This window comes from Microbacterium sp. LjRoot205 (assembly GCF_056175745.1).
In genome coordinates this window covers 1-10,920 of record NZ_JBGFFH010000016.1, presented here as the reverse complement: position 1 = coordinate 10,920, position 10,920 = coordinate 1, and the positions used below count along the sequence as shown (strand labels likewise).

Annotated in this window: 12 protein-coding genes; 2 read left to right on the top strand and 10 right to left on the bottom strand. The window is 68.3% G+C overall.

Annotation, left to right across the window (positions count from 1 at the left end):
* Window positions 1-270: 270 nt before the first annotated feature.
* The 10 genes from AC04ME_RS18925 to AC04ME_RS18880 form a co-directional block, all read right to left on the bottom strand.
* A complete protein-coding gene (locus tag AC04ME_RS18925; protein WP_052748594.1) occupies window positions 271-822 on the bottom strand; it encodes a hypothetical protein in 552 nt (183 codons plus the stop codon).
* 31 nt (window positions 823-853) lie between these two features.
* On the bottom strand, window positions 854-1,807 hold the full coding sequence (locus AC04ME_RS18920; RefSeq protein ID WP_475436567.1) for a DUF3560 domain-containing protein: 954 nt from the start codon (window positions 1,805-1,807) through the stop codon (window positions 854-856).
* Between the two features lie 401 nt (window positions 1,808-2,208).
* Window positions 2,209-3,564: a ParB/RepB/Spo0J family partition protein gene (locus AC04ME_RS18915; RefSeq protein WP_046746608.1), complete on the bottom strand. Its 1,356-nt coding sequence runs from the start codon at window positions 3,562-3,564 to the stop codon at window positions 2,209-2,211.
* A 368-nt stretch (window positions 3,565-3,932) separates the two neighbouring features.
* Window positions 3,933-4,487 carry a hypothetical protein gene (locus tag AC04ME_RS18910; protein ID WP_156172584.1) on the bottom strand — a complete coding sequence of 185 codons (555 nt, stop codon included), beginning with the start codon at window positions 4,485-4,487 and terminating at the stop codon, window positions 3,933-3,935.
* An 851-nt stretch (window positions 4,488-5,338) separates the two neighbouring features.
* On the bottom strand, window positions 5,339-5,530 hold the full coding sequence (locus AC04ME_RS18905; protein WP_475436565.1) for a hypothetical protein: 192 nt from the start codon (window positions 5,528-5,530) through the stop codon (window positions 5,339-5,341).
* 98 nt (window positions 5,531-5,628) lie between these two features.
* Entirely contained in the window at window positions 5,629-6,513 is an 885-nt protein-coding gene (locus AC04ME_RS18900; RefSeq protein ID WP_475436563.1) for an FHA domain-containing protein, read from the bottom strand.
* Complete coding sequence (locus AC04ME_RS18895; protein ID WP_046746567.1) at window positions 6,510-7,961, bottom strand: MinD/ParA family ATP-binding protein; 1,452 nt, start codon at window positions 7,959-7,961, stop codon at window positions 6,510-6,512. The genes AC04ME_RS18900 and AC04ME_RS18895 overlap by 4 nt, the downstream gene beginning before the upstream one ends.
* A 9-nt stretch (window positions 7,962-7,970) precedes the next feature.
* Complete coding sequence (locus tag AC04ME_RS18890; RefSeq protein WP_475436561.1) at window positions 7,971-9,071, bottom strand: M23 family metallopeptidase; 1,101 nt, start codon at window positions 9,069-9,071, stop codon at window positions 7,971-7,973.
* Window positions 9,071-9,493, bottom strand: coding sequence for a hypothetical protein (locus tag AC04ME_RS18885; RefSeq protein ID WP_052748592.1), 423 nt, complete (start codon window positions 9,491-9,493; stop codon window positions 9,071-9,073). The genes AC04ME_RS18890 and AC04ME_RS18885 overlap by 1 nt, the downstream gene beginning before the upstream one ends.
* A 132-nt stretch (window positions 9,494-9,625) precedes the next feature.
* Window positions 9,626-9,883: a helix-turn-helix domain-containing protein gene (locus AC04ME_RS18880; RefSeq protein ID WP_156172583.1), complete on the bottom strand. Its 258-nt coding sequence runs from the start codon at window positions 9,881-9,883 to the stop codon at window positions 9,626-9,628.
* A 148-nt stretch (window positions 9,884-10,031) separates the two neighbouring features.
* Between AC04ME_RS18880 and AC04ME_RS18875 the strand changes: the two genes are divergently transcribed.
* Both AC04ME_RS18875 and AC04ME_RS18870 read left to right on the top strand, forming a co-directional pair.
* Window positions 10,032-10,628: a DUF6668 family protein gene (locus AC04ME_RS18875; RefSeq protein WP_046746564.1), complete on the top strand. Its 597-nt coding sequence runs from the start codon at window positions 10,032-10,034 to the stop codon at window positions 10,626-10,628.
* A 5-nt stretch (window positions 10,629-10,633) separates the two neighbouring features.
* Window positions 10,634-10,920, top strand: a 287-nt coding sequence (locus AC04ME_RS18870) for a hypothetical protein (protein ID WP_475436557.1), incomplete at its 3' end; no start/stop codon positions are given.

Sequence of the window (10,920 nt, the reverse complement as noted above, 5' to 3'; positions counted from 1 at the left end):
CGGAACACAACCGCAGGCGGCGGGGGAGAGAATTTCGTCGCGATGTGAGGGAGCGTAGCGACCGCGTGGCGAAAATCTTGGAGGAGCCGGCCCCGGAGGGGCTTGTGTGGAGGACCGCGGCGGCAATGATGGAGCGTCAGGAACGATGCCCGAAGCCCGATGAATACCGGCGACCCGCAGGGGAGCACGCCCCGACGCGCAGCGGCGCCGGGGGAGTGTGAGGGGGTTGCTCCCCTCGCGCCGTGCCCCGGAGGGCACGGCTAGGGCGGCCTACTGGGTCGCCCACGTCCACGCGGCCGCGGTGATGGTGTCGAGGTCGTCGAGAGCAGCACTGCCGGATGCGGTGACCACGGTCACGCCGTCTGCGCCGCGGCGATCGGCCAGCCACTCGTATCCGGTAACCTCGCGCTCCGGGTCGTCGCTGGCACGGTCGCAGATTTCGGTGAACCCGATTCGGGCATCCTCGTTCTGCTTGTAGAACACCAGGTGCCCGTATCCAAACGTCTCGGGGTCCTCTTCGCAGAGGTCGAGGCCGGGGACGGATGCCGCGAGCTCGTCGAACTCGGCGCGCAGCGCCTCGGCGGGCGTGCGGTGGTGCGCGTCGCCTTCCTCGTCGCTCCGTGCGTGGGCGTTGATCCATTCGAGCGCGGCCGCGGTACGGCCGCAGGAGCGCAGCAGACCGGCGAGGGCGTCGACCTCGGTGCAAGTGAGCGCCTTGGCGACGTCGGCGGCGGCGTCGCCGCTCCAGACCTCCAGGAACCAGTGCAACGGCGTTCCCGGCTCGACGGTCTGAGCGGCTGGGGTAGCGGTGGTCGTGTTCATGGTCGTATCTCCCTTATCCCTTATGCCTCTATTAGTTCTTGGTGATCTGCTCGGCGGTGCGGTGGTCCTGAATCTCGGCGTAGGTGACGCGATCGGTCCAGCTGTAGGCGGTTTCGACGCTGACCGTCTTGGCGTTCACTCGGGCGACCTTGTGCCAGTAGCCGCGGACCTTCACCGCGTCGCCCTTGGCGATGTTGTCGCGGCTGTATCCGGTCGCGCGTCCCGTGGCGATCTGGTCGGCCCGCACCTGCTCCCAGTAGGCGAGCTGGTCGCGCAGCTCGTCGAGCTGCGGCGCGTAGGCGGCTGCCCGCTTGGCCTTCTGCTCATCCGTCGCGGGGCGGTATCCCGTCTCCCGGTCGTACACGTCAGCGACAATCCGGCGTTCGGTGYGGCGAATGTCAGCGCCGATCTTCTCGATGCGGTTGGCGACGGTCACAAGGTTGTAGCGGGCGTCTGTGGTGTGTGCGGCGGCCTCGGCTCGGCGGGCGGCTTCCTCGGCGTCGTTGTGGGCGTCGATGCTCCGGCGCATGCTGTTGTGTGCCTTGTCGATCGCGCGGCGGTGGCGGCCTTCGGAGTGGTGGCCGACCTTGATCGGCTCGCCGCCCTCGGGCAGGCGCGCGACGTCGCTCAGGTGCTTGTTCCATGCGGCATCCGAGTTGGTGGCCTTCCGGTCGGCCTTGGCGTCGAGCGCGGCCACGCGGTCAGCCTGGCGGGCAATCTTCCCGGCCTCGACTTCCGCCGTGCTGCGGGTCGTGAGGTCGATTTCCAGCGGTGCCAGCTCGAACCCTGCCGCCTCCAGAGCTGCGGCGGTACGGGTGATGACGTGATGCTGGGGGAGACGGTCGCGGCTGTTCGGAACGAACCACGCGCCGATGCTCCGACCCCAGCGCCAGCGGTTCGCCTTCAAGATCGCGGCGGACCCGTCGCCCTTGGCAGTGCCCTCGATGATCGTTCCGGCCTCGTGCGTGTGCGTGATGCTCAGCATGCTTCGTTCCTCTCTCCACCTCGTTTTTTTGCCTTGAAGGCACGAATGTGCCGGTCAGGGAGTGCCGCCTGGGGCGACAACCCGAAGGGCGGCGGCGGAGAGAATTTCGGGTGCGATGAGAGGGAGCGGTAGCGACCGCGTGCCCGAAAATCTCGGGGGAGCCGGCCCCGCGCAGCGGGGCTTGCGTGGAGGGTGGCCGACCGTAGACTGCCGCAGGCTTCAAGGCCAAAAAACGTCAGCGCGCGGATGCGCGCTCGAGAACAGTCGGCGCGCAGCGCCGTCGTCTCAGACCGGGCCGGCCTCTGTCGGCGGCCCGGTCGCTGTGCCGACCTCCGTGGCGGCACAGCATGGCCCCGCGCGGTGGCGCGGGGCGGCTGGCTCTTATGGGGATATTGCCTCTATTAACTCTCATCTGAGAGCATCGCGGCGATCTTCTCGACGGGGGACAGCGGGTATCCCCATGTCTGGAGCGTCTGGAGGTAGGTCGCCGTCTCGCTCCGGGGAGAGCGCCAGGTGTCGCGGCTGGTCTGCTGCTCGATGCCGCCGAGGACGATCGCCACGGCGACGTGCGCGGCGCGGGTCGGGTGCGCGGTGAGATATTCGGCCAGCTTGTCGCCGTAGCCGCGCTCGACGCCGAGGAATTCCTGGGCCTGGCCGTTGCCGTGTCCGATGGACTGGCCGAGGTCGTAGCCTCCGGTGGCCAGGATCGTGGCGACGACGCTCATCGCATCCTTCGGCAGGGTCTTGCGGGCCAGGAACGCGGCGACCCACTCGCGGCGCACCGCCTCTGCGGCGTCCCATTCCTTGTTGTTGGCGATGAGCGTCTTACGCTCGGCCTTCTGCTCGTCGGTCATCGGGCCTTTCGCCGCGCCACTGGTGGCACCGGGGCGGAGGATGAGCCCTGCGGCGTCGAGGTCGTCGACGTAGTACGTCACCTCGAACTGCTCGGCATCCCACGCGCGGACGTGCGCCGCGATACCGGTCTTGCCCTCCACGTAGTCGCTGGTGATCCGGTTGCCGCCCTCGTCGGTCACCTGGTGCAGACGGTAGGGGGTCGCTTCCTCCCAGCTCGGGGAGGACGACAGGATGCGGTGCCCCTTGGCCGCTACCTCCGCCTCGACCTTCTCGCGGAGCACGGCGGCGGCTCGCTCGTTGCGGGCGCGCTGCACGGCGACGGGGAAGTAGTCGGGCTGGCTCCCGGCAATCTCGGTGAGGTCAGCGACGGCCTGGGGGTCGTCCTCGAACTCGATCAGCGTCGCGGCCTGGTCGAGGGTCAGCCCGACCTCTGCGACGAGTCGCGTGCCGGTGTCGCTGGAGGCGACAGTCAGGCCGGTCTTGATCGTGTCGCGCTTGGTGCCGGTGCGCTTCGCGATCTGCGTAGCGCTGAGTCCTTCCAACTCCAACTGCCGCCAGGCGTCGAGTCGGTCGCCCTCTCCGAGCGCTTCGCGCTGGTCGTTCTCGACCAACTGCTCGATGATGCGCTGGGCGGTGTCCGTGTCGTCGACGTCGACGACGTAGACGGGCATGGTCGCGAGGCCGACCATCTGGGCGGCGAGGGTGCGGCGCTGGCCGTAGCGGACGTGCACGCCCTCGCTGTCGCGGTAGGCAACGACGGGCTGGAGGACGCCATTTGCGCGGATGCTGTCGACGAACTCTTTCCCGAGGGTGGCTTCGGTGCGCACGTTCGTCGCCACGTCGATGGTCTGGGGGTCAATGTGCTCGATGGTTCCGGGCGTGGTCGTGGTGGTCATGTTCATCCCTTTCCCCTCCACGTTTTTTTGCCGTGAAGGCACGAATGTGCCGGTCAGGGAGGGCGTGCGCAGCGTCAACACGGAGTGCGGTGGGGGWGAGAGTTTCCGGTGCGATGTGAGGGAGCGCAGCGACCGCGTGTCGGAAAGTCTCGGGGGAGCCGGCCCCGCTCGCGGGGCTTGCGTGGAGCGTGACCGACCGTAGACTGCCGCAGGCTTCACGGTAAAAAACGGCGCCCCGCAGGGCGCGAAGGATCTGCGGCCGTCAGGCCGTCCCCCTGGTGTTGAGGTCGGCTGTCCATCCTTGTGGGCGAGTGGAGCCCGCGTCAGCTCGGGTCGTCCACAGGTGGTCAGGCGGCCGCTCGGTGTGGGGCGGGTCAGGCTTTGGGCCGGCGCACCTTGGGGGTGCGCGGGAACTGGCGGTGCATCTGTGCCAGGATCGCGTCGATTTCGGGCTGCTGGGCCGCGATGCGCTCGCGTAGCTCGGCATCCGCAGCTCGTCGAGCGGCGGAGTCGACACGGTGCCGCTCGCGCTCGGCCTCCGCTCGAGCGCGGGGTGCCAGCTCGTCGACGGCGATCGTCTTGCCGATGAGCCAGAACAACCAGGCGAGCGGATCGCGCTGCTCGGCCGGCTCGACGTCGGCCCGCATGCCGGCACGGTAGCGGTCGACGTGTTCGAGGACCTGGTGCGCGGTCCAGCCGCGCTCGACGAGGCGATGCCTGGCGATCGCGTCGCACACCTGGCCGATGTGGCGGCCGCCGATCCACACGGCGTCGCTGCGACCGTTCGGTGTCCGCACGTAGACGCGCTGCGGCTGCGCGCGGGGGGTCCGCAGGAGCCGGGGCAACCGGTCGACGAGCTGCGCGGCGAACTGTTGGACCGCGAACGGCCAACGAGGCTGGGCCTCGACCGTCTCAACCACTCCTGTCATAGCTGGTCGGCGCGGAGCGCCGGCCTTTCGCGCGCCTCGGGCGCGCTTTGGTGAGTTCTCTGTAACGGGAGAGGTTTCGTTAACTGGTCCCGAGAGGGGTAGGGGGGTGCCGTCCACAGAGTGAGGGATCGTGAGCGCTCGTGTGGAGGCGGCTGCGCGCTGGTGCTCTGCGCCAAGCGCACGAGCTTCGGCCAGCTCGTCGAGGGAGAGGCGGTTGCGGCCGCGGGCGCACTCGACGACGAGGCCGAGCCGGGAGAGGAAGCGCATGATGCGCTTCACTGTGGCTTCGGCGTAGCCGATGCGTTCAGCGACGGTGGCGTGGGAAATGGCGACGTCGCGGCCTGTGGAGCGGTCTGCGGCGGCTGCCCACTGCCGCGCGGCTGAAAGTACCGTGCTGGGGCCTGCGACGCGCAGACGGCGACGTAGAGCCTCCACGCTGGGGAGGGCCAGAGCGAACTCCACGGCGTGCAGCCAGTCGGAGGGCCGGCAGACCGGCACAGCGGCGTAGACGCCCTCCTGGGGCGTGAGCATGAGCCCGCGGCCGCGGTTGCGCGGCCCGCGGGTTCCTCGGCGGGCCGGAGGCCGGTCAACGGTTGACCGGTCGTGCACGGGCTCGGCGGGGCCTGTCGGCCGTTTGGGGGACACGTCGCGGCGTGTCGGAGCCGATTGCGCGTGGAAATAGGCGGCGTTGGGCGTTATGATGAAGTCACCTTCCTGGCATGGGTAGGTACAACGAAGCCCCGGCTCCCGGCCGGTTCTTCCTCACATCGCCTTCATCTGTTCCTGTCGCCAAACTTCGACAGATGAGGCACTTCGAGTTTCGAGGCCCGCCCCTGGCGGGCCTCATCTCGTTAAGCGGCGTCGATAGGCAGCTCCCCGTCGTGAAGCTCCTGCTCTGGCCAGGTCACGGGCAGGCCGCGACTGGTCAGCTCCAGGTGCTCGATGATGTGCTCGAACATCACGGCCGACGAGACAGCTGCTTGATCCGCGAGGCGGTCAAGCCGTTCTTTCGCGCTGCGCTCGACGACGTAGCCGAGCGGCACTGGGTCTACCAGTGAGCCGCGAGGACGTCGACGAGGGGCCATGTGAGCGAGCGTAGTTCTATGCCAATGGTTAACGTCAGAGTGACACGCCGGGGGGGTCAACCTTGGGTTGAGGGTTGTTCGCGGCCGGTGCGGCTCTGGAGCTGCACGGTGGTGTCTCCGAGCTGAAGACGTGCGCTGGCGGCGATGATCGTCGGCGTGTGGGGGGACAGGGCTTGGCCGTCGACGTATGTGCCGTTGCTGGAGCCGTGGTCGGTGACGATGAGCCTGCCGGCGTCGTCGACGTCGACGAGCGCGTGGGTGCGCGAGWCTTCGCGGCCGGGGCTGGGGAGCTTCACGGGAGTGTGCCCGTCGATCGCGTCGGGGTTGCGGCCGAGAACGGCCGGAGCCGGCGTCGTGATCGTCTCGCCGCTGTCGAGCTGCACGATTAGCTGCGGCCGCGGTGCGCGGACGAACACGGTGTGCTCATCGACCTCGGGCAGCGGCGTAGCTGTGCGGCGGTATTCCGGGGCAATCGCGGCGGGCACGGTGGCCTGAGTCGCCGGGGGCGGAGAAACGGGAGAGCGTGGGGGAGTGTCGCTGAGCTCCACGCGCAACGGCTGTTCGCTGCCGCATGCGCCGCACGTGGCAGCGGTGATGATGACGAGCTGCTGGCACTGCCGGCACGGGCCGTTGACGGGGGTCAGTCGGGACGCATCAGCGATCGTGTTGCCGGTGTCGATCGGCTGGACGACGCCGTTGGGCCGCACGGCGATGCGGTAGCGCTGTCCGGCCTCGTCGACGTCGACCGCGACGGGTCGCGAGAGTGTGTCTGCGAGGGCGGCACAGCGAGCGATGATGCCAGCCCGCATGCCCTCCACGGTCGGGGAGGCGCAGCCCTGCGGTGCTCCGTTGATGCGGAGCACCGCAGAGACGTGTTGGGCCTCGGATCGAATCTCGACCTGGATGCGGGGCCAGGTCCCGACCTTCTGAGCTTCGGTCATCCGCGCGGCGCTCCGTTGAGGCCTCCGGCGACCGCTGCGCCCGCAGCGAGCCATGCGCGCTGCGTGGCGGGTCGCAGGCTCTCGTAGGTGATCTGCCCGTCGACGAGGGCAGGATCGTGTGGAATCATCACCGCGGCGCGCGTGAGGGCGCTGTACCCGTTGGCGACGTGCTGCATGTCGGCACGGGTGGCCTTGGGATCGGCCTGGGTGATGACGGTGACGGCATCCCGCGCGAGACGGGCGGAGCGTGCGTCACGTGTAGCTAGGTCCTCCAGGAGCAGTGCGCCGGCTTCCGCGTGATCGTCTCGGGTCGTCGTGGAGACGACGAGCTGGTCTGCCAGGTCGATCATGCGCAGCCACATCGGGTCGCTCTCATCGTTCCCGCTGTCAATGAAGATGAGCCGGTAGTACTTCGCGGCGACGGCGTGGATCGCGTCGACGTCGGTCGGCGTGATGCGCTGTTCGTTTGCCCGGGCGGTGGGATTGGAGCGCAGCACGTCGAAGCGGTCGCTGGTCTGGTGGTGCACGAAGTGGGCGAGGTCGGCCGCCTGTGCGCCCGTGCCGAGCAGCCGTTCGGCGTGGGGCAGGAGGTCGAGCAGCGTGCTGGCGTGCGGACCTTGTTCGGTGCGCCAGCCGAGCGTGCCACGGGTCTGGTTGTTGTCCCATGCGAGAACGCCTGCGCCTCCGTACCGCGCGAAAGTCGCGCTCAGGAGGATGGTCGCGGGCGTCTTGCCGGCGCCACCCTTGCCGTTGACGACGGCGATGGTACGGGGGCCAGGCCAGTGCTGGCTCACGGCGCGCTCGTCGGCGCGCACGGCGCGCTCTGCGTCGCTGGGTGCCATGCGGATGCCGGCACGGGTGAGCGCCCCGCGAATGCCCGTCGTCGCGGGCTTCTCGATCTGCTCCTGGGTGAGGAACGACGTGCGCACCTCGCGACGGGTCACGGGAGCCTCTGTCGTCCAGGCGGCCGCTCCTGTGGCCTCTGGTGCGACTGTGGGGGCCGGCGCTGCGGTCGGTGCGGGCAGCGGCGGCCGCGGCGGCACATCGACTGCAGGAGCCGGTTCGGCGGCGACTGCAGGAGCGGGCGACGGTGCGACTGCAGGCGGCGCAGCTTCCGTGGGAGCGGGGACGTCGGTGATGACGTCCTGGGCGGCGGCGCGGGCCGCGCCTCGAGTAGTGGTCGCGGCAGGTGGGCTGGTGTCCTCGCTCACCTGTGCGTGTTCGTCGACGATCAGGTGATAGGTCGGCTCGACGCCGCCTGTCGTGACTTTCACGGGCCGGCCGAGTGCACGGGCCTGGTCGGCGGCGAGCTGCATGAGCTGGGCGCGGGTCTGGTGCACATCGGGCGTGGTCACGTCGTGTCGTCGTCCCTGCACGATGAGCGCACCGGTTCCGTCCTCGTGGGTGAGGGCTTCGATTCGGGGGAAGTTTGCTGCTTCGCTGGTCATGTTTGTCTCCTATCCGAGGGTGATGCCGACTGCGAGCATGAACGGCTCGGGGTCGACGGCTTCGCCGTTGATGTGGACCTCGTAGTGCAGGTGGCAGGCGGATGAGGTTCCGCTGCTGCCGACTTTGGCGATCTGCTGGCCGCCGACGACTTTGTCTCCGTCCTTGACGAGGATTCCGTCTGCGTACATGTGGAGGTAGACGGTTTCGACCCCGCCTCCGTGGTCGATGACGATGGTGCCGTTTCCTCCGTATCCGACGCCGAACCCGGTCGCGACGACGGTGCCGGTCTGCGCGGCCCAAATGGGCGCGTCGCAGCCGGGGGCGAGGTCCGTTCCACGGTGGAAGGAGCTGCTGAGGCCGTTGGGCGTCATGACGGGTTCGCGGGGGCCGAAGTTGCTGCTGATCGGTCCGGCAGCGGGGGCGGCCCAGCCGTCTTTGTTGACGGTTCCGGGCACGAGGCTTTCGCCGTTGCACACCTGGTCGCCGGTGCCCTCGGTGAGGCCGGTGTCGACGCCGGCGAGGGCTTCGACGATCTGCACGGCGGTGTCCCAGTACTTCTCGTAGTGGTACGGGTCGGCGTTCACCTGCGTGCGGTGAGCGACGAGAGTGGGCGYGAGTGCCTGTCGCTCGGGGTCAGGGACCTTCTTGACCATCGCGTCGTAGAACTTTGTCGACGTGATGTACGGGTCCATGCGCTCGGCCGGGGTACCCCAGCCGTCTTGCTGCTGGAATAGGCCGATCGAGGTCGTGGGGGTGCCGTCCGGGTTGCGGACGCCGTTCGTCTCCCAGTCGCCGTAGTCGATGTTGACGAGCGAGGATTCACCCATCGCCGTCATGACGCCGATGGTCTGATCGCGCACGCCCWGACCTTTGTCTGCGCCGGCCTTGATGATGTGCGCAGCGTTCACGAGCTGATCGTGACCATACCCACCGACCTCGATGTTCGGCACGGTATCGGGGTCGATGCTCACACTGGTTCCTGGCCCGCTCTCGGGGTTGCACGCGAGTGCAGCCGTGGCGAAGAGAGGGATGGAGAGGATGCCACCGAGCAGGAGCGCCGGCACGAGGATCGCGACGACGGGTCCGAGCTTCTTGTTGTTGTCGCTCATCAGCGCACGCCCTCGGGCGGGGTGAATCGGGCGACGAGCCAGGGACTCGCGCCGTCGAGGCGCGTGAGTATGAGCGTGTAAGGGCCGACGTCGGTCGGCACGTCGATGTGCACGACCATGGCGCTGGTGTCATCGGTGATCGAGCCGCTGCCGGTGACACGGCTGGCGGGTACGACGGATGCCTGCACGTAGGCGTAGTCGGTGCGGGCCTGGGGTGTCAGGAGCGGGGAAAGCTCCTTCCACCAGGTGTCCTGATCGAGCGCGGGGCGGGCGAACGCGGCCATAGCCGCGTCCGCCGCCTCGATCGCTGCGGTTCGGTCTGTGTCGCTCCAGGTGGCGACAGGGACCGGGGCGATGGTCTGCCCCGTGTCCTCGTCGATGTATCCGGGCGGCACGGTCGGGAGGCCGGAAGGGTTCGGCATGCTGGGTGTGACCGACGGAGAAAAAGTATCTGTCGGGTATGTGTTCGGGTAATCGCTGGCGTTCGTGCATCCAACGGCCGTCAGCGCCACTAGCGCTACGGCCGTGATCGCCGGCCACACTCGTTGCATGAATCAGTCCTCCGTTGTCTGCTGCTCCCGGGTCGACCCCCGCCGCATCTGGTCCTTCAGCTCATCGCGAATGATGATCCACCCACCTGCAACCTCGTAGCCGGGGATCTTCCCGGCTTTGAGCATGCTGTAGACCCCCTGCGGGGTCTTGCGCACGAGAGTGGATACCTCCTTGACCGTCAACGTCTCAGGGAGATTCGCGAAGAGGGCATCGAGCGCGTCGTGGGGGCCGCCCATCACACGGTGCTCTCTTGTTCGCATGCCACCAGACTATAACAGAACGTACTAAACATGGGTAGACGGTTTGGTGTTGGGGGGAGACACCTAAACATATTCATCTTGCTCCAATCGTGCTAGATGGGTTAGTGTGGGGGGGAGACCACAATTCATTATCGGGGGGGTCATAACGATGAGCGAAGGGAATCCGTGGGTCAGTCGCCCAGCTGTGGAGCCGACGCCAGTTGAGCCGCTGATCGAGCGGTCAGCGATTCCGACCGGTCCGACTGCTCCGCAGCTCGGCGTGCCTGCGCCCGAAGCGGCCGACCGACTGCCTTTCCAGTACGTCGGCCACTGGTCGCCTCTCTGGATCGTCGGTGCACACGGTGGCGCGGGTGAGTCCACGCTTGCCGCACTGATCCCGGGAGCGACCGTCACGGATCACCACTGGCCTCAGCAGGCCGGTGGCGTCGTCCGCGCTGTTGTGGTCGCTCGGTCGAACCTGCGGGGCCTGGCCGCTGCTCAGGTGGCCGCACAGCAGTGGGCGTCGCGCCTTGTCCCGGGCGTCGACCTGCTCGGCCTTGTCGTCATGGCCGATGCCCCTGGCAGACTTCCCCGCCCGTTGCGCGACCGCTTGCAGGTCGTCGCGGGCGGGTACGCGCGCACCTGGACGGTGCCGTGGATTGAGACGTGGCGATCGAGCGAAGTCGACTCGGCCGCCGCCCCGCGTGAGGTCCGTCGCGTCGTCGACGAGCTGACCGCACTCGCGAACACCCAACAGAAAGGATGAGGCCAATGCCTCTGATTGACACCCTGCTCACGGCAGCGGCACTGCTTCCGGCCCAAATTCCGGACCCGGGCCCCGTGCAGCCTCCCGGGACTGGCGGCTTCACGACCGTTATCTCCTGGGTCAAGTGGATCGGTTTCGCCCTCGCTGGCGTCGCGATCGTCATTGTCGCGATCCGCATGTTCTTCAACAGCCGCCGGGGTGAGGGCGGCGAGCACGCCGGCGCGCTCGGCTGGATTCTCGGTGGCGTCATCCTGATCGGTGGCGGCGCCGGTATCGTCTCGGCGCTGATGGG